At 70.3% G+C, this 24,103-nt stretch carries 17 protein-coding genes and 2 pseudogenes; 12 read left to right on the top strand and 7 right to left on the bottom strand.

Going from position 1 to position 24,103, the window contains the following annotated elements; genetic code table 11:
* From OG589_RS15770 to OG589_RS15760, 3 genes and pseudogenes are all read right to left on the bottom strand, one after another.
* Entirely contained in the window at positions 1 to 1,293 is a 1,293-nt protein-coding gene (locus tag OG589_RS15770) for an SGNH/GDSL hydrolase family protein (RefSeq protein ID WP_405149766.1), read from the bottom strand.
* A gap of 216 nt (positions 1,294 to 1,509) precedes the next feature.
* A complete protein-coding gene (locus OG589_RS15765; protein ID WP_405152054.1) occupies positions 1,510 to 1,593 on the bottom strand; it encodes a hypothetical protein in 84 nt (27 codons plus the stop codon).
* A gap of 375 nt (positions 1,594 to 1,968) precedes the next feature.
* Positions 1,969 to 2,938 (bottom strand): annotated as a pseudogene (locus OG589_RS15760) (FAD-dependent monooxygenase); the annotation flags it as partial.
* Between the two features lie 161 nt (positions 2,939 to 3,099).
* On the opposite strand from OG589_RS15760, the gene OG589_RS15755 reads away from it, so the two are divergent.
* From OG589_RS15755 to OG589_RS15730, 6 genes and pseudogenes are all read left to right on the top strand, one after another.
* The gene (locus OG589_RS15755) at positions 3,100 to 3,357 is read left to right on the top strand and encodes an ATP-binding protein (protein ID WP_405152053.1); all 258 of its coding nucleotides are present in this window, start codon (positions 3,100 to 3,102) and stop codon (positions 3,355 to 3,357) included.
* 280 nt (positions 3,358 to 3,637) lie between these two features.
* Positions 3,638 to 3,955: a hypothetical protein gene (locus tag OG589_RS15750; protein WP_405152268.1), complete on the top strand. Its 318-nt coding sequence runs from the start codon at positions 3,638 to 3,640 to the stop codon at positions 3,953 to 3,955.
* Positions 3,868 to 4,430: pseudogene (locus OG589_RS15745) on the top strand (SDR family oxidoreductase). Before OG589_RS15750 ends, OG589_RS15745 begins: the two are co-directional and overlap by 88 nt.
* 279 nt (positions 4,431 to 4,709) lie before the next feature.
* A complete protein-coding gene (locus tag OG589_RS15740) occupies positions 4,710 to 5,915 on the top strand; it encodes an MFS transporter (protein ID WP_405149764.1) in 1,206 nt (401 codons plus the stop codon).
* A gap of 796 nt (positions 5,916 to 6,711) precedes the next feature.
* Positions 6,712 to 6,861, top strand: a complete 150-nt coding sequence (locus tag OG589_RS15735) for a hypothetical protein (protein WP_405149762.1) — start codon at positions 6,712 to 6,714, stop codon at positions 6,859 to 6,861.
* Between the two features lie 104 nt (positions 6,862 to 6,965).
* A complete protein-coding gene (locus OG589_RS15730; protein ID WP_405149761.1) occupies positions 6,966 to 7,265 on the top strand; it encodes a hypothetical protein in 300 nt (99 codons plus the stop codon).
* 10 nt (positions 7,266 to 7,275) lie between these two features.
* Here OG589_RS15730 and OG589_RS15725 read toward each other — a convergent pair whose 3' ends face one another.
* A complete protein-coding gene (locus OG589_RS15725; protein WP_405149759.1) occupies positions 7,276 to 10,359 on the bottom strand; it encodes an AfsR/SARP family transcriptional regulator in 3,084 nt (1,027 codons plus the stop codon).
* A gap of 432 nt (positions 10,360 to 10,791) precedes the next feature.
* Positions 10,792 to 10,977 carry a hypothetical protein gene (locus tag OG589_RS15720; RefSeq protein WP_405149758.1) on the bottom strand — a complete coding sequence of 62 codons (186 nt, stop codon included), beginning with the start codon at positions 10,975 to 10,977 and terminating at the stop codon, positions 10,792 to 10,794.
* Between the two features lie 511 nt (positions 10,978 to 11,488).
* On the opposite strand from OG589_RS15720, the gene OG589_RS15715 reads away from it, so the two are divergent.
* The 3 genes from OG589_RS15715 (at position 11,489) to OG589_RS15705 (ending at position 16,810) form a co-directional block, all read left to right on the top strand.
* Entirely contained in the window at positions 11,489 to 11,824 is a 336-nt protein-coding gene (locus tag OG589_RS15715; RefSeq protein WP_405149757.1) for a hydroxyisourate hydrolase, read from the top strand.
* Positions 11,825 to 11,918: 94 nt separating this feature from the next.
* The gene (gene leuA, locus OG589_RS15710; protein ID WP_405149756.1) at positions 11,919 to 13,793 is read left to right on the top strand and encodes a 2-isopropylmalate synthase; all 1,875 of its coding nucleotides are present in this window, start codon (positions 11,919 to 11,921) and stop codon (positions 13,791 to 13,793) included.
* A gap of 224 nt (positions 13,794 to 14,017) precedes the next feature.
* On the top strand, positions 14,018 to 16,810 hold the full coding sequence (locus OG589_RS15705; RefSeq protein WP_405149755.1) for an AAA family ATPase: 2,793 nt from the start codon (positions 14,018 to 14,020) through the stop codon (positions 16,808 to 16,810).
* 58 nt (positions 16,811 to 16,868) lie between these two features.
* Here the strand turns inward: OG589_RS15705 and OG589_RS15700 are convergent, their stop codons facing one another.
* Entirely contained in the window at positions 16,869 to 18,143 is a 1,275-nt protein-coding gene (locus tag OG589_RS15700; protein WP_405149754.1) for a hypothetical protein, read from the bottom strand.
* A gap of 221 nt (positions 18,144 to 18,364) precedes the next feature.
* On the opposite strand from OG589_RS15700, the gene OG589_RS15695 reads away from it, so the two are divergent.
* Entirely contained in the window at positions 18,365 to 19,051 is a 687-nt protein-coding gene (locus tag OG589_RS15695) for a YoaK family protein (protein WP_405149752.1), read from the top strand.
* A 52-nt stretch (positions 19,052 to 19,103) separates the two neighbouring features.
* Here the strand turns inward: OG589_RS15695 and OG589_RS15690 are convergent, their stop codons facing one another.
* Positions 19,104 to 22,574, bottom strand: a complete 3,471-nt coding sequence (locus OG589_RS15690) for an AAA family ATPase (protein ID WP_405149751.1) — start codon at positions 22,572 to 22,574, stop codon at positions 19,104 to 19,106.
* A 140-nt stretch (positions 22,575 to 22,714) separates the two neighbouring features.
* On the opposite strand from OG589_RS15690, the gene OG589_RS15685 reads away from it, so the two are divergent.
* Together OG589_RS15685 and OG589_RS15680 are read left to right on the top strand one after the other, a co-directional pair.
* Entirely contained in the window at positions 22,715 to 23,737 is a 1,023-nt protein-coding gene (locus OG589_RS15685; protein WP_405149750.1) for a GTPase family protein, read from the top strand.
* A 55-nt stretch (positions 23,738 to 23,792) separates the two neighbouring features.
* Positions 23,793 to 24,005: a hypothetical protein gene (locus OG589_RS15680; protein WP_405149749.1), complete on the top strand. Its 213-nt coding sequence runs from the start codon at positions 23,793 to 23,795 to the stop codon at positions 24,003 to 24,005.
* The last annotated feature ends 98 nt before the right edge of the window (positions 24,006 to 24,103 follow it).

Below are 24,103 nucleotides of genomic sequence, written 5' to 3'. Positions count from 1 at the left end.
CTATCCCCGGAACAGCTCCAGGTCGAAGGCCTCGGCGATCGCCTTGTTGCCCGCGTCGTTCGGATGGATACCGTCGCCGGAATCGAACTCGGTGCGCAGCTTCGTTGGTGCGGCCGGGTCACGGGTGGCCGCGTCCAGATCGACCACCGCGTCGAACTCGCCGCTGCTGCGGATCCAGCGGTTCACGTCCTGGCGCATGCGCTCGCTCTCCGCCGTGAAGACGAACGTGCCGCCGAATTGCGTCATCGTGCAGCCGATGATCCGCAGGCCGTGCAGATGCGCGCGGCCGATCAGCATGCGGTAGCCGGCGATGATGTCCTCCGCCGTCGCCCGCTCGCTCTCCGGCATGCCCGGCATGAAGCCGAAGCAGATGTCGTTGCCTCCCTCGGCCAATACCACCCAGCGCACGCCGGGCCGGGCCAGCACGTCGCGGTCGAAGCGCGCCAGCGCGCTGGCGCCGAAGCCGTCGGACTCGCGCAGGACGCGGTTGCCGGCGATACCCATGTTGATCACCGCACGCGGCGGCAGGTCCTGCTGCGCGGCCAGCCGGCGCGCCAGCAACGAAGGCCACGGCGTGTCCGCATCGGGCGTGGTGGCGGCGCCATCGGTGATGGAATCGCCGATGGCGACGATGGTGGCGGCCGTGGGCTGCGCCAGCACGTCGATGCCGGCGAGCCATACATAGGACTGAAACCCGGTGGCGTCCTGCAGGTTCTGCGTGGCGGCCTGGTTGCCCGGTGCGAGCCACGCTGTGCGCAGTCCGAGCTCGTGCGTCGTGGGAGTGACCTTCTCGTCGGGGATGTACAGCGAAACGACCAGATCGGTCTGCGCGGGCACGTCGTACTCGATGGGATCGCTGTAAATCTGCGCGCCCGTCGGCAACACCACCGCATCGCGCCCGCCGAAGGTCAGTTTGCGCGCGCTGCCCGCGCGGATCGCCGAGCCGCTGTCGTGCCGCGCGATCTGTGCGGCATCGATGTGCACCGGCGCGTAACCGAAGGCGTTCGACAGCGCGACGCGCACGGCCGTGCCGCCCACGGTGGCACGCGCCACCATGCGCACGGTCTGCGCGCTGATCTTCGTCGGCGCGGCCGGCGGTTCGGCCGGCTGGGGCGTGGAATCCTGTGCCGACGCGTCGGCGACCGGCGCACCGGCCGGAGGAGTGTCGTCCGGCATCTGCGGCCCTCCACCGGGCTCGGCAGGTTGTGCCAGCTGCTGCGCCGTGCCCCAGGTAGCGATCCAGTTTCCCTGACTTGTAGGGCTTGTCCTCGTGTTTTCGCGGAGCTCGTTCATGGATCCAACCTTCCGAATTGAAATAAGTCTCGTGGTCATATCGCGGATCGATGTTTCCGTCCGGGCCCGGCGGTCGACGTAATTCCCGTATACCGCCTGGGGGCATGGGCGGCGCAGGCCCTCGGAGCCGTCCTGCGCCGCGGCCTATGCCACTGCGGCCGCCTCGTGTCCGAGGTGCCGCCGGATGGCGGCGCGGCGACGGGCAGTCGCTCTCATTCAGAACCAGCGCGCGAGCGCCTCGTCGAGTGACTTGGACGACGCGTCTGTCCACGCGACGCAGCCGTCGGGACGGACGAGCATCGACGGGCCTTCCTTGGTGTGTGCATGGTGCACGTTTTGCGGGAGTGACCGTTCCGAGGGCGAGACGAACAGGCCGCCGCCTTTCTCCATCCGCGCGTAGAGCCGCTCTTCGCTGCCGTTGGCGAGCGTGAGGAGCTGGTCCTTCGCGAGCGTGCCGACGAGCGGGTCGTCCTCGCCGAGGTCGTAACGAATGCCGACACCCGAGAGCATCTCGCCGATGTAGCGATTGCCTTCGGGCAGCTTGATCAGGTCGCTCACGATGGTGCGGAGCGCGCTCGTGAGCGGGTCAGGACGCACCAGCGCGACTTGCGCACGGGTGTTTTCCAGGACGCGCGCACCGACGGAATGGCGCTCGGCGGTGTAGGAGTCGAGGAGATGATCGCCCCCCTTCACCGCCGCGGCAAGCTTCCAACCAAGGTTCGCGGCGTCGACGAGGCCGAGGTTCAAGCCTTGGCCGCCAAAGGGTGAGTGGACGTGCGCGGCGTCGCCGGCGAGAAGGACGCGGCCCATGCGGTAGGTCTTTGCTTGCCGCGCGTTATCGGTCCAGCGCGTCGCCTTCGACATCGAAAGGATCTTGACGTCGGTGCCGCTCACGCGCTGGATCGACGCTTCGACCTCGGCCTGCGTGATCGGCGCATCCCGATCCGGCGGCGGGCCGTCGAACTCCGCCGTGAAGACGCGCCCCGGGATCGACGTGATGAGGCCGCGCGGCGTTCGCTGCCAACCCTTCGCGAGCTTCTCAGGCGCATCGAACTCGACGAGAGCCTGATAGCCGGTGATGGTCGGATCCGTGCCGGGGAACTCGAAGCCGGCGAGCTTGCGGACGCGGCTCCGGCCACCGTCGCAGCCGACCAGGTACTTCGCACTCAGCGGGCCCGCGCTCGTCTGCACGGTCACGCCGTCGTTGTCCTGCTCGAAACCTTCCACCGCAACGCCTCGACGGATCTCGATCCCGAGCTCGCTCGCGCGCGGTCAGGATCCTCTCGAGCGCCTCCTGCGGCACCATACGGCTGTGGCGCTCCGGGTCGCGCTGGAGGTCCTGGACAATCACGAACAACGCGGAAAAATGGCCTCCCGGCTTCTTCACCGGTCCGGATCCGGCACGCGCCGCCTTCGTCATCGGCATCGTCACTTGTTCCTCGTCGAGCGCACGCGCGAACCCGCGTCGCTCCAGCGCCTCGACTCCCACCGCGCCGATTGCGGCCGCCTTGATCCCGCGGTCGGGCTCCACGAGCCGCTCCAGCACGAGCGGCTTCACGCCTGCGGTCTCGAGCTCGATTGCGAGGAAAAGCCCGACCGGGCCAGCGCCGACGATGACGACGTTGTGCACCACAAGATCGCTCATGTCTCCGTCCTTCCGTCTCGGATCGGGGCCGTGCAGGCTCCGCCCTCGACATGCAGACTGCCGCGGCCCTCTGACATCGCCCGCACATCGCCCGCACATGCCGCTGGCAGCCCGCCGTCGACGGCCGTTGCCAATGCCCTTTTGACTAATGGCCGAGTGCGATTACCGCGCCCGCAAGGCCTCGGATAGGCGAATCAAGATGGCGGGTTTCCCGGCAAAAGTCGCTGCGCGAGTTCGATTTTGACGCCAATCCCGACGTCGATCCGGCCGTTATTCACACGCTGGCCACCTGTGATTGGGTGCGCAAGCACCTGCAGCTGTGTCTGATCGGCGATTCGGGGACGGGTAAGTCGCATCTGCTCATCGCGCTGGGCACCGAGGCCGCGATGGCCGGGTTCAAGGTCAAGGCCGCTGGCTGACTCCCCCTTCTCCTGCCCTTCCCCGACAACGCCTGGCCCGCCGCTGGGAGGAGCGGGTCAAGATGCAGCGCCCACAGGCGAAGCCGAGGCCGAACGATCTTGATGCGGGAGGAGCAGCGGCGATCGTCGTAGCGTCGAGGAAGAGCACCAGGCATCCGGCTGCTTCGCTCGGGTCTCTGCAGTTAGCCGCGAAGTGGCGGTATTACCGCAGGCAAATCCCCTCCAATCCCCGGGCTGAAAAGCAGTTGAGGCGACAGCCGGGGTGAACCATGATCCCATCATGCCGGACACGACGCCCTCCAGTTCCCGACCCGTCGCTCTCGTCACCAGTGCGGGCGGACGCACCGTCAACATCGGCGCCGCCGTGGCCCGAAGCCTCGCCAAGACCGGCTGGGACATCGCGTTCACTTACTGGCGCCCCTACGACGATGAGAAGCCCTGGGAGCCCGAGCCCGATGCGCCCACCTCGCTCGGTACGACTTGGGCGGCCTGGGCGCCCGGCACACCGCTGTGGAAGCAGACCTCGCAGACCCGAGCGCCCCAGCGGCCATCTTCGACTCCGTTGAGAGGGACCTCGGACCCGTCAGGGCTCTGGTGATGTGCCACTGCGAACAGCGCGACCTGAACCTCCTGACCACGACCGTGGATAGCTTCGACCGACACTTCGCCGTCAACGCCCGGGCCTCGTGGCTGCTCATCCGCGAGTTCGGGCGGCGCTTTCAAGGGACGACCAACGATGCCGACCCCGGGCGCATCATCGCCTTCACCAGCGACCACGTCGTCGGCAACTTCCCCTACGGCGCCGGCAAAGGCGCCCTGGACCGCATCACCCTCGCCGCCGCCACGAGTTCGCCCATCTTGGCGTCCGCGCCAACATCATCAATCCCGGCCCCATCGACACCGGGTGGATGACGGACGAAATCCGTACTGCCGAGAGCAAGCAGACGCCCGCGGGGCGCCTCGCCGGCCCCGAGGAGCCGGCCAAGCTCGTCGCCTTCCTCTGCTCCCCGCAGGGCCAGTGGATCAACGGCCAACACCTCTTCAGTAACGGCGGCTTCCGCACCGCTCTCTGAAAGAGAGCCGGGGCGGTGAGTGAGGCTGCACGTTCAACAAACATGATCTTGAGGTCGAGAGGCACCTTCTCAGTAATCGCCTGATCGCTATAGGTGGTTCTTCTGGTCTCTGGGTGCTGCTACTTCTCACCGACATTCCGGGCTGACTCAGTCCCCGAGCGCTGTCGAAACTGACGAGCAAACGCTGCTGCCAGTCACGAGCAAAACCAAAACCCATATCACCGCGATCAACCGGTAGACGCGGTTCGGCCCAAGAAAGTTTCGGGAGTATCCCAGTCCATGACCGATAAGTTCACGACGAAGGCCACCTATGGCCAGGTCTTCGCGGTCACACAGTTCCGTGCCCTATTCGCAGCTCGGCTGCTTGGCGTTATGTCGGACACGCTGCGGTCCGTCGCGCTGGCGGTGCTGGTGTTCAGCCAGACCAACTCTCCGTTGTTGACGGCGGTGGCGTTCACGATCGGCTTCCTCCCCCAAGCCGCAGGCGGCCTGTTTCTCGCCGCGATGGCGGACCGGTTCTCGCCGCGGACCCTCATCACCACGGGCTACGCTCTCCAGTGCGCGGTCGGGCTGCTGCTCGCGTTCGGACACCTCCCGGTCGCGGTCAGCCTGCTCCTCGTCGCGGCCGTGGCCTGCCTGACACCGGTCACCACCGGGGCCGCGGGCCGAGTCCTGGCGGAGGTCCTCACCGGCGATACCTACGTGCTTGGGCGTTCGCTGAACTACCTCGTCGCGGTTGCGGCGCAGTTGGTGGGCATGGCCGCTGGTGGGGCGCTGATCGCGTGGCTGGGCGTGGAGCGGACGATGCTGGTCACCGCAGGGGCGCACCTGCTCGCGTTGGTGACCAGCCGCCTGTTCCTGTCGCGCACCGAGGTGGTCCGCACGGGCGGGTCGATCGTGCGTAAGACCTTGCAAGGTAACGCCGCGCTCGTCGCCGCCCCCGGGGTCACCAAGCTGATCATGGTCCATTGCCTGCCCGCCGCGTACTTGGCCGCAGCAGGAAGCCTGCTCATCCCGTACTCCGCGCAGCGTGCGTTCAGCCCAGCGGAGACCGGCCTCCTATTGGCAGCCACGTCAGTCGGTATGCTCATCGGCGACGTCGTGGTTGGGCGAGCGTTCGCGCCTGCCACTCGAGAACGACTCGTCCTGCCACTGCTGCTGGTCATGGGCACGCCCCCGATCGCGCTCATCCTGGACCTGCCGTATCCGGCGATCGCCGCAGTGTACGTGATCACCGGCGTGGGATCCGCCTACCTGCTCGGCCTGCAGCGACGCTTCCTGGAGGCGGTCCCGTCCGACCTCCACGGACAGGGTTTCGCGCTGCTCAACACCACCACCATGACCATCCAGGGGATCGGACCCCTAGTCTTCGGCGTGTTCGCGGAATTCCTCCCGGTCGGCCTCGCGATCGCCCTGACCGGGGGGAGCAGCGTGATCACCACACTCCTCCTGCGCGACGCGATCCGCCCACGCACGTCCGGCTGAGGCTGTCCCGAGAGCCTGCGTACTGTGGCCAGCCCTGGCGAAATCACGACCTATCACAGAGCAATGCGAGGTGAACCTTGAAGGAAAGACCATCAGTACCGACGGTCCTTATTGTCGGCAGTGGCGCTCTCGGGGGCCTAATCACCGACATGCTATCTTGGCCCGGTTGCCAATTCGCCTCATTCTCAGCGGAATAAATAAATGAAGATAGAGTCGTCGAGCACGCAAATCTTGCCCAGGTTTTCATCATGCAATCAAGGTGGCGCACCCGAGCTCAACACGGCCTAGTCCTACCTGCGCCGCACCCAGCCGGTCTGCGTGAACACCAGAGCGGAGGTCCGGTCATGAACCACGTGGTCCGGTTGTGCTCGACGTGTAGGAGCACGAGTGCGGCGGCGATGATCGCGCCGATCCTCCAGTGGCTGACTCAACACCGTTAGTCGTGCGCCGTCCTGACCTGTTCGAACAGCCCGCACCGCTAATGGCTGTCCCGTCGTTCCTCGACCCCCGAGAGGCACCTTCTCAGTAATCGCCTGATCGCTATAGGTGGTTCTCCTGGTCTCTGGGTGCTGCTACTTCTCACCGACATTCCGCGCTGACTCAGTCCCCGAGCGCTGTCGAAACTAACGAGCAGTTTTCACGTACGGTCGATCTCCAACAACGGCCGTTACGGCCGCACGGTCATCGAACACGGCGTAGGCAACCCGTTCTGCAGCTCCATGGCCGACATCACTTACGCCAACCAGCAGGACCTTTATCAGAACGGCAAGCACTGGTTTACGGCAACCACGACAAGATGCCCACTCATGAGATGTACCGCCAGGACATCTACTCCGACGGCAGCCGCAGCGTGCGCAACATCTTCACCCACAAGGCCAAGAACCCCTACTGCCTGGTCTCGCTCTATCCCGGTTGTGGGACCTGGCGCTATCAGTACGTCAAATGAGCACGCGGGTTAGGCACGATCAAGCAGACGATCGTTAACTCCCTACGCTTGCGGGGGGTGGGGGCACTGGCGCCCGCCCCCCGCCATCTAAGGAGCATCTCCCAGTGCGCAACCGCATCCTGGCTGGCATTCTCGCAGTGGCGAGCCTGATCTTCTTCGGCTACTGGTCCGTGGTCTTCGCCGTCTGGACTGGCTGGACTCTCACCCCGCCAGGCTGGGGGCGGGCGGTGGAAAGCATCCCCGCTCTCCTCATTTCCCTGGCGGCCGGCCTCATAGCCATCGCCTCGTTCCGATGGATCCTGCGGTGGCGTGCGCGATCGTGGTGGCTCCTGCTGGCATTCGTCCTACCCGTGTGGCAGTTCGTCTCGGTCGCGCTGTCGACCAATGTGATCACGCGCCCCTGAAGTCCACCAGCTAGTCCTTGAGGCTCTGCTCGGCGAGCCGCTGGGTGAGGTGCCCGCGCATCTGCTGGGCCACCGGGGCGTCCATCTTGTCGGTCAGCGCGAGCGCCTGGGTCAGCGAGTCCTGCGCCGCCTCGCCGTCGCCGGCCGCCTGCTGCGCGTCGCCCAGCCTGATCAGCGTCCGCGCCTCCTGGAGCGGCATGTGCATCTGCCTGAACAAGGTGAGCGCCTGCTCCAGATGGACGACCGCCTGAGGCGGATCGTCCCGCGCCTTGGCCAGCTCGCCCAGGCCGAGCTGCACCCGCGCCTCCACGAGGTGCTCGCTGGAGGTGCTCGCCAGCATCAGCGAGCGTTGCAGCGCGCTCTCCGCCTCTGGGAGCTCCCCGCGCCGGAGCCGGGCGATGCCGAGCCCGTGCAGGGCGTACGCCTCTCCGGTGGGGTCGCCGATGTTGCGCACCACGTTGAGCGCCTCCTCGAACACCTCCACCGCGAGGCCGGGCTGGTCCGACTGGAGGTAGGTGTGGCCGATGCGGTGCAGGACCTGCGCCTCGACCCGCCTGCTGCCGCTGCGGCGGCTCAGCTCCAGCGCCTCCGACAGCAGCCGCTGCGCGCCCGGCAGGTCGTCGAACTCCAGGCGGAGCTGGGCCAGGTTGTGCAGCACGTACGCCGAGGCGACCTGGTCACCGTTGCTCCGGAAGATCTCAAGGGCCCGCCGGTAGTGGGCCTCGGCGTCGGCGAACCGCCCGCTGAGCCGGTCGAGGAACCCGATGTTGCGGATGACCAGGGCCGTCCCCTGGCTGTCGCCGATCTCCTCGAAGAGCTGGACGGCCGCCTCGAAGTCGCAGCGCGCGTCGCCGAACCGCTGCTCGGTGATGTAGAGCGAGCCCCGGGAGTAGAGCATCGCCGCCTGGCCGCACTTGTCCTGCGCCTGCCGGGTGGCCGTCAGCGCGATCTGGTGGGTCTCCCGCCAGTCGTCCAGGTAGACGCGCGACTCGAAGAGCGTCACCGAGCTGATCGCCAGGTCCCAGCACAGGGCGACGAAACCGGCCTGCGAGGCCTGCCGTATGCCGGAGACGAGCATCGAGCGCTCTCGCTCGTACCACTGGAGGGGCGAGGCGACGAGCTGGTCGACCAGCTTGGCCGGGAGCGGCCACCGGGGGGCGTCGCTGTGGATCTGCACGTAGTCCCCGCCGTACTCCCGGCGGTGCGCCGCCTCGGCGAGGAACAGCAGCCCGCCGAGCACGCGTGCCAGCGCCGCGTTGCGCTCGGCGGCGGACTCCTCGGCCGCCAGGCGCTCCCGGGCGAACACCCGGATCAGGTCGTGGAAGCGATACTGGCTGTGCACCCCGTACCCGACGCCCGTGGTCTCGATGAGCTGCGCGTCCGCCAGGTCGTCCAGCAGGTCCTGCGCGGTGCCGAGGGGCTGGTCGAGCAGGGCCGCGCTGACCCAGGCGGAGAAGATCTGGGCGTCCAGGATCGTCAGGCGGCGGAACAGGCGGCGGGCGTCCTCGCTCACGCTGTCGTAGGTCAGTGAGATGCTGGCGCGGATCCCCATCTCGCCGTGCTTGAGCTCGTCGAGCCTGCGCGTCTCGTCCTCAAGGCGGCTGACGAGCTGCTCGATGCTCCAGTGCGGGCGGGCCGACAGGCGCGCCCCGGCGATGCGCAGCGCGAGCGGCAGGTGGCCGCACAGCTCGGCCAGGGCCTCGGCGGCCTCGATCTCCGACTGCACCCGCTCGATCCCGGCGATGCGGGAGAGCAGGTTCACCGACTGGTCGGAGTCGAAGGTCTCCACGTCGACGTGGACGGCGCCCGCCAGCCCCGCGAGGCGGCTGCGGCTCGTGATGATGACCGCCGAGGACGGATTGCCCGGGAGCAGGGGGAGCACCTGGCTCTCGCTGCCCGCGTCGTCGAGCACGATCAGCATCCTGCGGTCGGCGAGCATCGCGCGGTACATCTCGGCCCGCTCTTCGAGGCCGTCGGGTATCGCGGTGCCCGACACGCCGAGCACGCGCAGGAACCGCTCCAGCACCTGCATGGGGCTGGCGGGACGGGACGCCGCGCCGTGCAGGTCGGCGAAGAGCTGGCCGTAGGGGAAGCGCTCTCCGACGCTGTGGGAGGCGTGCACCGCGACGGTGGTCTTGCCGACCCCGGGCTTGCCGACGATCACGATGATGGGCACGGCGTAACGCGACCGGTCCTCGGTGGCGAGCATCAGCCGTTGCCGGATGTCCTCGATCTGCTTGGTGCGGCCGGTGAAGTCGGCGATGTCGGTCGGCAGCATGCCCGGGATGCTCGGGACCTTCGGGGGAGTCTGGATCTCCACCTTCTCCGGCACCGGCGGCGGGGGCGGGTCGAGGCTCTCGTCGGAGGTGAGGATCGCGTGTTCGAGCTGCTGCAGCCGCTCGTTGGGCTCGATGCCCAGCTCCTCGATCATCGTGCGGCGGGCGTTGCGGTAGACCTGCAACGCCTCGGCCTGCCGCCCCGACCGGTACAGCGCCGTCATCAGCTGGCCGCGGAGCCGTTCACGGAGGGGGTACTCGTCGGTGAGCTCGGTCAGCTCGCCGACCAGCTCGTGGTGCCGGCCGAGATCCAGCTCCAGCTGGATGCAGTCCTCGTTGGCGGTGACGCGGTTCTCGGTGAGCCTGCTCGCCGCCGACTGCACGAGCCTGCTGTCGATGCCGTCGAGGGCGGGCCCGCGCCACAGCGCCAGTGCCTCGCGGTAGTGCTTGATCGCCTCGTTGACGTTGCGGGCCTCGCGCGCGTGCCGGGCCCGCAGGGTCAGGCTCTCGAAGCGCTGGGCGTCGATCTGGTCGGCGGCGACCCGTATCGCGTATCCCAGCGACTGGGTGGAGATGATGTCGGGGTTGCAGTGGGCGGAGAACAGGCGGCGGAGGGAGGAGATGCAGATCTGCACCTGGGCGCGGGCCGTGGTGGGCGGCTCGTCGCCGTAGATGGCCTCCATGAGGCGGCCGATGGTGACGACCCGGTTGACATCGAGCAGGAGGACGGCGAGCACGATCTGCTGCCTGATTCCCCCGAGATCCAGCCGGCGATCGGCCTCAGACGCTTCGAGAGCTCCCAGAATCCCGAATTCCACCTGCATCTCCTCGCATGAAAAGCTCGCGGCCCATTCCGGAAGTTCGCTCACCCTCCGATGCGAGAGGTACCAGCTGGTTGGTCCAGGAGATCCACCCCGTAGTGGACATCGGCATTGGTTGGTCCATGACACTGTGCGCAGATACTGTCGGGCGCGAGCTAGTCACATAATGCGATGTCACTTATGTCTGGATCGTACTACTATACGAGGTTCGGATCTATAGCGAGTCTGCGAATACTTTGTGAATCCGCATACTTATTTGTATGTGCAACGACCTCGGGCCGTTGAACGCGGATCCAACCTGTGATATGTCCCGATATATGGTAGTTTCCGGGTAGCTTGTCAGGAGACCTGGTAAACCAGGTGGCCCGTGGGGGAGTACTCCGGCGCGGCCGGATGCGGACACGGGAACCTCGGCGGCGCTCGGGCCGGTCAGCCCCAGGGAGTGTTGCCGCCGGCGGCCCTCATCGGGGGCAGCGAGGCATTCGTGGCTGCTGGGGACCCCGTGAACGGGGGGAGCCCGGTGCGGGCGGGCGCCGCCTCGCGGATGGCGCCGAATGCGCCGGCGTTGACGGCGAAGACGAATCGGGAGACGTGGCGGCTGTTGTGAGCGCTCATTTTCGCTGACCTCTTCTTGGTGTCGCGGAGGTTGTTTGTCAGCCGATCGGCTGAGCAAGGTCAACGTAGAAAGCGTCACCATTCGGTCCTTATCGGATCTCTTCTCGGCTGGCATCTGTCCAGGTCACGACGTGAATCGGCGTTTTCTTGCGTTTCGCGGAGATTGCGGGACGAGGTGCCGCCACGGTGGCGGGAGCCATGCGAAAGCGGTGTGACCTGCGGCGGGATGCCCCGGGGCGGTGGCGAGTGATAGCCGTGAATAGCCGGGCGAAAGTGAACCGATAGCGGGGTGCGGCACTCTGACGCGCAGGCCGGGACCGGGCCGGTGCCACCGGCATCTTCCTGCCCCCGGATATGCGTGCACGCCAGGTCGGGCACGGCGGGCCGGGTGCGCGAGCCCTCCGCCGGGTCGCTCGCGTGCGCGCCACGCGGACGGCGCCGGCGACCGGCGCGCACCGCGATGGCGCTTGGAGCTGTCCGTCTAGGCGGGCCGGCAGATAGGTGTTCTTACATGAGTATCACTGCGCAAGCCTTGGACGGCGTTTACGGCCGCTCGGCCGCCGGCGTACGTGCGCGCCTCGAACGGGACGCCCACGGAGGCTGGCAGGACCTCGCCGACGCGGAGACCGACAGCGAAGGGCGTATATGCGAATGGCGTGACAAGAAACTCGAGCGCGGCCTTTATCGCATCAGGTTCGACAGCGACTACTATTTCGTCGGCCTGGGACTGAGCGCGGCCTATCCCGAGATAATCGTGACCTTCCGAATGCAGGACGAGACCGACGCCTACCAGATTCAGGTGATGCTCTCCCCGTATTCCTATTCAACGCATTTCAGGATCGCGTGATCGACGGTATTCGTGCTGTGGCCCGTCCCGGCCTCCGTCGTCCCGAGCAAGGCGCGGTACCCGGGGCGGTCCAGGCGGAGAAGGGAACCAGACAGTGACCACCCAACGCACCACGAGCCCGGCGCACCTCGCGCACGCCACGAAGGCGGGCAGGACCCCGGCCGCGCGCTACCACCCGTTCACGCCCGTGGCCCTTCCCGGCCGCCTCTGGCCGGACAGGACCATCACCTCGGCTCCGCGCTGGGTCTCGACCGACCTGCGCGACGGCAACCAGTCGCTGGCCAACCCCATGAGCCCCGATCGCAAGATGGCGATGTTCGACCTCCTGGTGCGCATGGGGTACCGGGAGATCGAGGTCGGGTTCCCGGTGGCGAGCCAGGACGACTTCGCGTTCGTGCGCAGGCTGATCGAGCGCGACCTGATCCCCGACGACGTGCGCATCTCCGTCCTCGTGCAGGCGCGCGACGAGCTGATCAGGCGCACGGTGGAGAGCCTCGAAGGCGCCCCGCGCGCCACGATCCACCTGTACAACGCCACCTCGCCGCTGTTCCGGCGCGTGGTGTTCGGGATGAACCAGGACGAGTGCAAGGACCTCGCGGTGCAGGGGACCCGGCTGGTCATGAAGTACGCGGACAAGCTGCTGAGCGGTTGCGACCTCGGCTTCGAGTACTCGCCCGAGCTCTTCAGCGACACCGAGCTGGACTTCTCCCTGGAGGTCTGTGAGGCCGTGATGGACGTCTGGCGGCCCGAGGCCGGGCGCGAGATCATCCTCAACTTCCCCACGACCGTCGAGCGCTCGCTGCCCAACGTCTTCGCCGACCAGATCGAGTGGCTGGACCGCAACCTGTCCAGGAGGCCGCACGTCTGCCTGTCGATCCATCCCCACAACGACCGCGGCACGGGCGTCGCGTCGTCGGAGATGGCCCTGCTGGCGGGGGCGCAGCGGATCGAGGGCTGCCTGTTCGGCAACGGCGAGCGGGCGGGCAACGTCTGCCTGGTCACGCTCGGGCTCAACCTGCTGACCCACGGCGTCGACCCGGGCATCGACTTCTCCGACCTGGACGGCGTCCGCCGCACGGTCGAGTACTGCAACGAGATCCCGGTGCACCCCCGCCACCCGTACGGCGGCGACCTCGTCTACACCTCCTTCTCCGGCTCGCACCAGGACGCGATCAAGAAGGGCTTCGACGCCATGGAGCACGCCGCCTGCGAGGCGGGGGTCCAGGCGGGAGACCTCCCCTGGGAGATGCCGTACCTGCCGCTCGACCCCCGCGACGTCGGCCGCACGTACGAGGCGGTGGTCCGCATCAACAGCCAGTCGGGCAAGGGCGGCGTGGCGTACGTCATGAGCGCCCGGCACGGGATGAACCTGCCGCGCCCGCTCCAGGTCGACTTCGTCGGCGTGGTCCAGGAGATGGCGGACACCGAGGGCGGGGAGATCACGCCCGACCGGGTCAAGGGGCTCTTCGACCGCGAGTACGTCGAGTACCCCCTGCTCCCCATCCCGCTCGTCTTCACCGGCGAGCCCGTGACGGCCGAGCTCCACATCGACGGCGAGCGGTTCGACGTCGGCGGCGCGCGCTCGGACTCCGTCCGCAGCGTGCGGGGCGCGCTGGCGCGGTGGGGAGTGGACGTACGGGCCGTGCACCGCACCGCCCCCGGCGCGGGCCGGGAGGCCGGCGCGGAGTCGGTCGTCTACGCCGAGTGCCGGGTCGACGGCAGGACGTTCTGGGGCGCGGGCGTCGACCGCGACGTGGAGGCGGCCTCGCTGTCGGCGGTGCGTTCCGCCGTCACCCGTGCCCGCCTGGACGCCGCGCCTTCCGCGCCCCCCGCGACCCCCGGGCCGTCCGCGCCCGCCGTGCTTCCGGCGTCCGAGCCGGACGCCGTGCCCGTGCGGGCGGGGAGGTCCGGCGACCACGGCGTGCCGGCGCCGCGTCCCTCCCGTCCGACGATGGCCTCGCGGCGATAGCCGCGCGATAAGGGCTGGAAGGCGCCGAAGCCTAGCGTGGCCATTGTCACCGAAAACGGACAAGTGCGGACAATCGGAAAGGCGCCTCGATCATGCGGCGAGTTCGGCAGGAAAGCCGGGTGTTGTACGCGATTCATTGGATCCGGGCACACCGTTCCTGCTCAAGGCTGCGCTTCTGATCCACGGCGACATGTGGAATTCGTCGGGAAAAAGGGAGGCTCGTCATGAGCCTGATCGAACGACAGGAGGCACTGGCCTCCCTGGAGGGTCTACTCGCCAGCGCCATCATGGGAAAGGGCCGAGTCGCCCTCGTAAGCGGTACCGTCGCCACCGGTAAGAGCGAGCTGCTGCACTCCTTCGCCGAGCAGGCCGCCGAGCTGGGCGCGCTGCCCATCACGGCGACGGGCTCGCTGGCCGAGAGGGACCTGCCGCTCGGCGTCCTCGGTCAGCTGATCCAGGACGCCCCGCTGGTCCTGGAGGAGCGTGAACGCGCCATGGCCCTCCTGCGGGAAGGCGCCCGCACCGTCATGTCGTCCGGTCCCGAGACCGACACCCTGAAGCAGGTGGACGCGCAGATCGTGCACGCCCTCTGCACCGTGCTGCTCGAACTGTCCGAGCGCTACCCCCTGATGATCGTGGTCGACGACGTGCACCACGCCGACCGGGCCTCGCTGCTCTGCCTGGCCTACCTGTCGCGGCGGGTGCGGTTCGCCTCGATCGTGGCGGTGTTCAGCCACTCCACCCACGGGCGGTACGCCGAGACCTCCTTCCCGACCGAGCTGCTCCGCCAGCCCCACTGCCGCCGCGTCCAGCTCTCCCCGCTGTCGCAGGCCGGTGTAATGAGCCTGGTGGCCGAGCAGCTCGGGACCCAGGGCGCCGAGCGGTTCGCCGGCGAGTGGTACGCGCTGAGCGGCGGCAACCCGCTGCTCGCCGCCGGGCTGGTCGAGGACTACCAGGCGGCCACGCGGGCCGCCGGAGAGCCTCCCGCCGAGCTCGTCCCCGGGGACGGCTACGGGCAGGCCGTCGTGTCCTGCCTGCACCGCGCCGACCCCAGGATGCTCCAGGTCGCGTGGGGGCTCGCGATCCTCGGCGAGCCCGGCTCGCTCGACCAGCTCCTCGGGGTCGGCCAGGACTTCGTCTCCCGCGAGCTCCAGGCCCTGGCCAACGCCGGGCTGCTCACCATGGGCCGCTTCCGCCACGAGTCCGCCCGCGCGGCCGTACTGGCCGAGCTCGACGCCGGTGAGCGGGGCGCGCTGCACCGCCGCGCCGCGGAGCTCGCGTACGACAGCGGCGGCTCCACGACGGTGATCGCCGACCACCTCCTGCACGCCGGCCGCGTCGAGGACCGCTGGGCGGTCGACGTCCTGGAGGACGCCGCGCGCCACGCCCTGCGTGACGGCCGCGTCGAGCCCGCGGTGGAGTACCTGCGCCTGGCCTGCCGGATCAGCACCGACGACCACCAGCGGGTCAGGATCACCACCGCGCTCATGCGGGCCGAGTGGCGGATCAACCCGAGCACGCCCACCGGCCACTTCCCCGAGCTGACCGACGCGCTCCACAAGGGACAGCTGCGCGGCAGCGACGCGGTCGTGCTGGCCAAGGCCCTGCTGTGGCACGGCAGGTTCGACGACGCGCAGGACGTGCTGAAGCGTCTCGGCGAGTCAGGCGAGAAGCTGGACGCGGACACGGTCACCGAGCTCGTCGTCACCCGCCCCTGGCTGCGCTGCTCCTACACCCCGTTCCTCTCCCAGCTTCCCCAGGTGACCGGCGAGCAGTCCCGCGCGGCCATCCTGTCGGTGACGGCCTACCGGCGCCTCGAGTCGGCGATCACGCTCGCCGCCGTGCTGACCCGTGGGCCGCGCGACGAGATCGTGGCCGTGGTCGAGCGGATCCTGCGCAGCTCCCGCCTCGACGAGATGTCGATGGACACCGTGGAGAGCGCCCTGCTCGCCCTCACCTACGGCGGGCGTCCCGACAAGGCGGCGCCCTGGTGCGACCTGTTCATCGACGAGGCATCGTCGAGGCACGCCCCGAGCAGGCGGGCACGGCTGTCGGCGATCAGGGCGGAGATCGCGCTCCGCCAGGGCGACATGCTCGGCGCCGAGTTCCACGGCCGCCTCGCCCTGGACATCATCCCGCTGAGCAGCTGGGGAGTCGCCGTCGGCGGCCCGCTGTCCAGCCTCGTGATCGCCTCCACCGCCATGGGCAACCACGACGCCGTCAACGAGCTGCTCGACCAGCCGGTGCCGGACGCCATGTTCCAGACCCGGTGGGGACTGCACTACCTGCACGCCCGCGGGCGCTACAGCCTGGCGACCGACCACGCGCAGCTCGCGCTGCGGGACTTCCAGCGGTGCGGGGAGCTCATGGGCCGGTGGGACCTCGACGTGCCGTGGCTGATCCCGTGGCGCACCGAGGCGGCGGAGGCGTGCCTGCGCCTCGGCAGGCCCGACCAGGCCCGCAGGCTGGTGGAGGAGCAGATCAGGCGCTGCGGGACCAGCGCGCCGCGGGTGCACGGCATCGCCATGCGCCTGCTGGCGGCCACCAGCGAGCCGCGCCATCGCCCCATGCTGCTGCGCCAGGCCGGTGACCTCCTGCAGTCCGGGGGAGACCGGTACGAGCTGGCGCGCGTGCTCGTCGACCTCACCGAGGCCTTCCACGCGCTCGGCGAGTACCGGCGGGCGGGAATGATCGGCGGCCGGGCCCGCGCGGTCGCGCAGGAGTGCCACGCGGACCCGCTGAACAGGTCGCTCACCCGGGACGGCGACGCGGGTGCCGCCGCGGTGACCGGCTCCGCCCCCGAGGTGGCCGACGTGACGGCCATCCTGAGCGACGCCGAGCGGCGGGTAGCGGTGCTGGCCGCGGCTGGCTACACCAACCGCGAGATCGCCGACAAGCTGTACGTCACGGTCAGCACCGTCGAGCAGCACCTGACCCGCACCTACCGCAAGCTGGACATCACCAGCAGGGCCGAGCTGCCCTCCACGCTGGAGCTCGGCACCTCGATGCCCGCCTGAACCCCCGAAAGCCGCACCACCCCCGAACCGCCCGAACCGCCTCCGCAGCGAGGAGCGCTCACGTCGCCCAGCGCGGTCCCCCCGGTGCCCCCGGCGTTCCCGGCCTCCACGGCGGGCGCCGGCGCGGGCCGGGCACGAGACCGCTTCGCGCGAGGCGGAGCTCGCGCAGGGCGCGCGCCGCGCCGGTCTGCCTGGCCAGATCGAGTGCGCGGCGCGCGACCTGCGCGCAGCGCTCGCTCTCGTGCGCGTCGGCGTACGCGTGGGCGAGCCGGGCCAGGTCGTAGGCGGTCGCGGCGCTCTCCTTCGCGGAGGCCAGCTCCCGTTCGAGGATCTCGATCGCGTCGTCCAGATGGCCGAGGTCCAGGAAGCACTCCGCCGCCAGCACGTCGTGCAGGGAGGGGGAGTAGCCGAACGTGTACCTCGTGCGCTCCTCCGGCTCGGCCCCGGGCGGCTCGGCGGACTCCTCCAGGCGGCGGTGGCACATGTCCTCCTCGCCGGCCATCGCGTGGCCCTGTGCCTCGCGCAGCCGGGTCAGGGCCTCAAGGCGCGGGGACGGGGCCGCGTGTTCCCTGGCCGGGCGCTCCCGGGCGGCGACGGCGATCTCCACGACCTCGCCCGGATCGCTGCGCGGGCCGGTCAGCCCCGCCCGGCTGGCCATCGTGTACGCCACCAGGCTCTCGTCCTCCGACCGGCCCGCCGCGCGCCGGGCGCGGTCGGACCACCTGAGGGCCTCCCCGAGGTCGCCCGCCTCGTACCGCATGCGGCTGATCGTCTCGGCGTCCTCCGACGAGAGCATGATCAGGGCCCGGCGGACCGACGGCCTGGCGTCGCTGTGGAAGCCCTGGATCAGGGTGAAGACCGGCGTCAGGACGTCGGCCAGGTCGGAAGGCCGCCGGGCGGGCCGGGCGCAGGCGTCCAGGAGGGCTTCCAGGTAGGCCACCGTCTCGGCGTCGGCCCGCGCCGGGTTCTCGACGGCGCGGCCGGTCCGCTCCTCCTCCTCGGGCGTGAACCGGCCCGGCACCAATGGAACCCCCGTGAGGTGGTGCCAGAGCGCCGTGCCGGCGGGCTCTCCGCTCTCCCCGCCGAGCAGGTCGCCCTCGCCCGCGCCGTACACGCGGCAGAGCAGCTCGGCCTCGCGCTCGTCAGGCCGCCGCTCGCCGGTCTCCCAGGAGCGGACGGTCCGCGTGAGCTCCTCCCCGGCCGGCAGGCGGTCGCGGGTGTCCTCGTCCGCCGCGCCGGTGAGCCGCTGCCCGAGATCCTCGCGGCTCCACAGCTTGCCCCGGCGCCACGCCCGCAGCCGCGCGGCCCAGAGGGGGATGTCGATGCCGATCATCGCTGCTCCTTCCGGCAGGGGAGCGGGCATGGGTGCCTCGACGGCCGTCTCCCATCCTTCGCCGTCCCAAGGGATCCGTCATCCCCCAACCTGAGGATGAAGGCCCGCGGCACGGCGTGCCGGGCGTGCCGGCACACGCCGTATCCGCGGCCTCAGCCACCGGGGCTCTGACCTGCGTTAACGTCACGCCCAGTACGCGTGGACGACCAGGAAGACCCAACATGACGCCGCTCACCCGACGGGCCGGACGCGATCCGCTGCCGATGGCGCTCATCGTGCTGACCGTGCTGAGCGGCGGGGTGGACGCGGCCAGCTTCCTCGGGCTGGGGCACGTCTTCACCGCCAACATGACCGGCAACGTGGTCGTCCTGGGCTTCGCCGCCGGGGGCGCCCCCGGCTTCTCCGCGGCCGCGTCCCTGGTCTCGCTCCTGGCCTTCCTCGCCGGGGCCGTCGTGTCAGGCAGGGTCGACCACCACGTGCGGCCCCGGCGCGCCAGGGTCCTGATCACGCTGGCCGCGGAGGCGGCCGTCCTCGGAGCCGCCGCGGTGGTCGCGGCCGTACTGGACCTCTCCGCCCCCGCCGGGCGGTACCCGGTGATCGCGATGGTCGCCGCGGCCATGGGACTGCAGAACGGCACCGTGCGGATCCTCGCGATACCGGGGATCACGACCACCGTCCTGACCCGCACCCTCACCGGCCTCGCATCGGAGTCGAGCCTGGCCGGTGGCACCAACGCCGGGGCGGCGCGCAGGATCGCCTCGGTGCTGGCGATGCTGCTCGGCGCCTACCTCGGAGCCGTGCTGCTCCGGCACACCGGGCCCCCGTGGGTGCTGGTCGCCGTCACCGTGTGCGTGGCACTGATCGCCGCCGGGTACGCGGTGCACCCGGGCTCGCGGCGGGAGCCGTGACGGCGATCACGTGGCCATGCGCCCATCATGGGCCACGCCGAGCCCCCGGCCGTCAGCCCTCCGCCAGGATCGAGCGGGCCTCGGCGGCCACCCGCGCCATGCCCAGGCGGTCGGCCAGGCGGAGCGAGCGGTGCAGCAGGCGGGTCGCCTCGCCCGCGGGGTCGGAGGGGTCGAGCAGCCGCAGGGCCTTGGCGCGGTCGAGCTGGATCCTCGCCATCTGCGGCGGCGCGGCGGACACCATGCGCGCCGCCTCCTCGTAGCAGCGCAGCGCCCCGGCCGCGTCGCCCGCGGTCATCGCCAGCAGCCCGCGGAACCGCGCCGTCGGCCCGAGCAGCGCGGTCGGCCACCCGGCGAGCACGATCTCCTCGGGGTAGGCGGAAAGCCGGGCGCGCAGGAGCGGCACGTGGGCGTCCAGCCCGGCCCCCTCGACACCGGCCTCGCCGATCAGGGCGCACGCCTCCGCCAGGACCGCGAGCGTCGGCACCGTCCATCCGTGGGGCGGCAGCGCCGCGAGGCCGGACGTCTCGCGCACGATGGCCGCGAGCCGGTCGGCGGCCTCGTCGTGCTGGCCGGTCTCGCACAGGGCCAGCACGTGCGCGGCCCGCCAGATCGGGAAGTACCCGTGCTGCTCGATCTGCCGGGCCAGGCCCGACCCGAACAGCTCGCCCATCCTTCCCCGCTCGTGGAGCAGCCAGTAGTACTGCCCCATCCAGGTCTGTGCCAAGGTCTCCACGGGGACGGCCTGGCCGGCGGCCAGCTCGTCGACCATGCGCCGGGACTCGCCCATGAGGCGCTCCTCGGCGCGCTCGAACTCGCCGTCCCACAGGTCCATGACCGTGTCCAGGGTGCTCTGGAGCCAGGGGCCGAGCACGCGCGGGTTGCGGGCGACGTGCCTGCGGTGGTTGTCGACGGTGCCGAGCGCCTCGCTGAGCATGCCGAGCCTGAGCTGGTCGACGGCCAGGGCCACCATCGCCTCGCTCTGGAAGTACGCCGACCCCGCCCGGATCCCCGCGTCGTGGAGCCGCGCGGCGATGTCGAGCAGCTCACCGGGGTGGGCATGGTCGAACAGCGCCCAGCGGCACTCGTCGAGGACCTCGCAGCGCACGAGGGCCTCGCCGTCCTCAGGAAGCTCCAGCAGCGTGGCGCGGGCGAGCCGCACCGCCGCCGCGGGCCCGTCCGGCCCCGGACCGCTCTGGCCGACCGCCATCGTCCGCTTCTTGGCGAGGTGGGCCTGGAGCTGCAGGCGCAGCGCCACGGCCTCCTCGTCGGAGTCGTCGCCGAGCCCCGCGATGCCGTCCTGGAGCAGGTGGGTGAGCTGCTGGTCGACCTGGCCGGGCGCGGACCACCTGCGGGCCAGCCGGACGGCCGCGGCGGCGGCCAGCCTCGGCAGCCCCCGCGCCGTCTCGTAGGCGGACAGGTAGCGACGTCCCGCCTCGTCCATGTCGCCGCCGTCGCTGAGCGCGTCGCCCAGCGTGATCAGCAGCCCGGCGCGGGTCGCGGGGTCGCATCGGAGCCCGAGCCCGGCGTGCGCCCAGGCGACCGCGCTCTCGACGCCGAACCCGCGCTGCTCGGCCCGCGCCGCGTCCAGGCAGGCCGCCGCGGCGCGCTCCTGCGGGATGCCGGGTCCGGCGGCCCGCGCGTGCTGGGCGATGCGCACCGGCAGGGCGGGGTCGCCCCAGCCCGCGGTGGTCATGCGCTCGGACAGCGCCTCGAAGGCCCGGCGGTGCAGGTCTCTCGCCAGGGCGGGATCGCGCTTGAGGTCGTCCAGCACGCCCTCGCGTGAGCGGTCGTGCGGGAAGCACACCCGGTCGTGGCCCCGGATGGCGTTGCCCGCAGCGGCCAGCGCCTGGTTGCGGTCGGCCTCGCCGGGGGAGAGGTCCAGCATCCGCGCGACCAGGGCGGTGTCGATGTCCAGGCCGAGCGCGGTGATCGCGGCGGCCGCGAGCCAGGGGAATGCGGGGCCGGTCCCGGCGCGGGCGCCGGACGGGCGCGGCTCGCCGTGCTCGGACAGGTCGCACAGCTCCAGCGGCAGGCCGTCGGTGACGTGCGCGGCCTCCTTGGTCTCGTCGGGTGTCGGCTCCCTGCCCCACACCTGGCCGAGCCACTGCCCCACCTCGTCCATGGTCAGCGGGGAGACGGTGACGGTGTCCATGGCCTCCTTCCAGTGCGCGGCCTCGGCCCTGGTGGCGAGGACGAAGCCCACGGGCGCCGGGCCGAGCCCCCTCCTGACGTGCTGGAGCAGCTCCTCGGCGTACGGGCTGAGCAGGTGCGCGTTGTCGAAGGCGACCAGCAGGCCGTCGCCCGCGGCCCGGCGCAGCAGGCTCGTCAGCAGGAAGGTCAGCTCCCTCGGGTCACGCTCGTGGCCGGGCCGGACGGCGGAGTCGCCGAGCACGCCCGCCGACATGAGCTTCGAAAGGGTGTCCCGCTCCTGGGTGCTGATCGGATCGGCGGGGGCCGACAGGTCGCGGCGCAGATGCCCCCAGAGCGCCCCGGCGAGCTCGCGCCACGGTTGCAGGCCGTCGAGCTCCTGGCACATGACGGTCACCATGCGGACCCGGGTGCGGGCGGCCATGCGCGCCGTCTCCCTGAGCAGGCGGGTCTTGCCGATGCCGCCCACGCCGCACGCGGCGAGGGCCGCGGCGTCGCCGCCGGACAGCCGGTCGATCAGCCCCGACAGCTCCAGGAGCTCCCGACGGCGGCCGACCAGCACCGGGGGACCGCCCTGCTCCTCGGGTTCCCCGCCCGCGCCGAGCGGCGCGCGCACGTCGAAGCCGTGCTCGTGCAGGGCGAGCAGGTCGTCGGCGCGGCGTACGGCCTCGTCGCCCGGCGAGTGCGGCCTGCGCCGCCCGACGACGCGCCGGGCCGCGGCTCCGCCGTCCTCCCGCAGGGTGGTGAGGAAGCGCAGCAGCCACACCGCCGTGGTGTCCTCCTGCCCCTCGCCGATGACGCTCTCGGCGAGGAAGCCCGCGTCCTCGTACCGGCCTTGCTGGAGCGCGATCCTGGCGACGAGCCGCACCAGGTCCGCGCGCTGTTCCGAGAGCTTGGCGCGGTAGGTCTCGCAGACCCACGGCAGGCTCCAGCCGGCCGCCAGCGAGGCGAAGGGCGCGCCCCGCCACTCGGCCGCCGCCGCGCGCAGGGCCGCCATGGCCCCGGTGAGGTCGCCCTGGTCGTACAGCTCCCGCCCCTCGCGCAGCCGCCGCTCGAACCGGGCGGCGTCCAGGGTCGCCGCGAGGTGGCCCTGCTCTCTCTCCACCAGCTCGTAGGCGTGGGACCACTTGGCGGGAGGGATGTCGAGCCCGCTGCCCGCGAGGGCCTGCCGCAGCCGCGACAGCGGGGGCGCCACGTCGGGCACCGGCCAGTCGGGGCCCTGCCCGAGCGCGGCGGCCAGGTTGTTCTGCGGGATCGGGTTCCTGGCGGAGACGAGCATGGCGAGGGCCTTGGCCGTCTGCGGCAGGAGCTTCCTCGGTGCTCCGTCCACGAGGATCGAGACCTCGCCGAGCAGCCTGATATCGAATATCGCCACGTTCACCGCCGGGGATCGGTTTGCGATTCTCCATTGACGGCCTTCCCCGCAAGGTCATCGCAAGGATCAATGGCCACGATGGGGCCGGTGGCAGAAAACAGCCGTAAACCCTTGTTAACGCTATGACGTGAGGTGAGCGCGTGGCAAGGATCGACCGAATTTCGGTTGACGCGCTCGACGAGCACCAGCTCGAAGAGGTCAGGCAGAGCGTACGTCGCGAACGTGACGCTGAGGCTAATAGGCCATTAAGTGTAGCGATAATGGGTCAGACGGGTGTCGGAAAGTCGTCACTGCTCAATGCGCTGTTCGGCACCCGCCTGGCGGTGGGTGACGACAAACCGGTGACCCGCGAACCGCACGCCATCTCCGTCCCCGGCAATTCCGGTCATACGCTGACATTTTGGGATATGCCTGGAATAGGGGAATCGGCGGGCGCCGATCGCGCGTACGCGTCGATGTACCTGGACAGGCTCTCGGAGTCCGACGTCGTCATCTGGGCCGTCCACGCCGACAGCCGGTCGGCGGCCGACGAGACGCGCCACCTGAACCGGATCCTCAAGGGCGCCGATCCGCAACTGCGGCGCGAGGTCGTCGGCAAGCTGACGTTCGTCCTCACCAAGGCCGACATGCTGACCCCGCCGCCATGGATCTTCGACATGCGAGGACGCCAGGGCTCGTTCGTCCCCAGCCCGGCCCTGGCCGCCCGGCTGGAGCGCAGGGCCGGCCACGTCGAGAGGACGGTCCTCGAGCCCTGGTGCGAGCTGCTGCGCGCTGGCACGTACAACACCGGGGAGTTCGCGGTTTCTGACGAGAGACTGAGCTTCGACAGGCACGCCGTCCACTACCGGGGCCACTTCTCCGAGCAGGCGCGCGAGAGGTACTCCGCCGCCCACCCCGAGCACGCCGCGGTCTTCTCGCGGCTGCGCGACAACCATCGGGTCCTGCCGTGCTCGGCGCTGTTCCGCTTCAACCTCGCACGGCTGATGGTGAGCGTGGTCAACAAGCTCGGGCCCACCGCGATCTTCCGGTTCCAGCGCGTGCTGGACGACGCCGCCGAGCTCGCGGGTGTGCCGGTCGCCGCGATGCGGGAGTACGGCAACTTCGTGGTCTGGGACGGCGTCCGCGGCGTCAGCGCCTACGACCTGGCGCGGTTCCCCCTGTGAGCCCCCACCGGCGGCCCGCCGCGTATCACCGTCCCGCCGGCGCGGGTGACCGGCCATGATGGACGATGACGACATCCTCCAGGCGGTGGAGGCGAGGCGCAGGGAGGACGCCGAGTACCTCACGCGGCTCGACTACGCGGTCCAGTACCGCGACGAGGCCGCGATCGAGCACCTGATCAAGGAGGCCGTCACCCGGCGGCTCGGCGTGGTCGCGGACGTGGGCTTCGACGTCGTCAGGAGCATCTGGAACTGGCTCGTCACGCGCTGATCCCCGGTGGCGCTCCCGCCCCGGCCGCCGTCGCGCGGTGCCCGCACGATGTGCGGAGACGCCTTCAGCGCGCCGCCGGCTTCCCTCGCGTAACAGCG

This window comes from Sphaerisporangium sp. NBC_01403 (genome assembly GCF_045040145.1).
Taxonomy (GTDB): domain Bacteria; phylum Actinomycetota; class Actinomycetes; order Streptosporangiales; family Streptosporangiaceae; genus Sphaerisporangium; species Sphaerisporangium viridialbum.
Note: the sequence above shows the minus strand (reverse complement) of the source record. Positions and strands in the feature narration are given on the sequence as shown.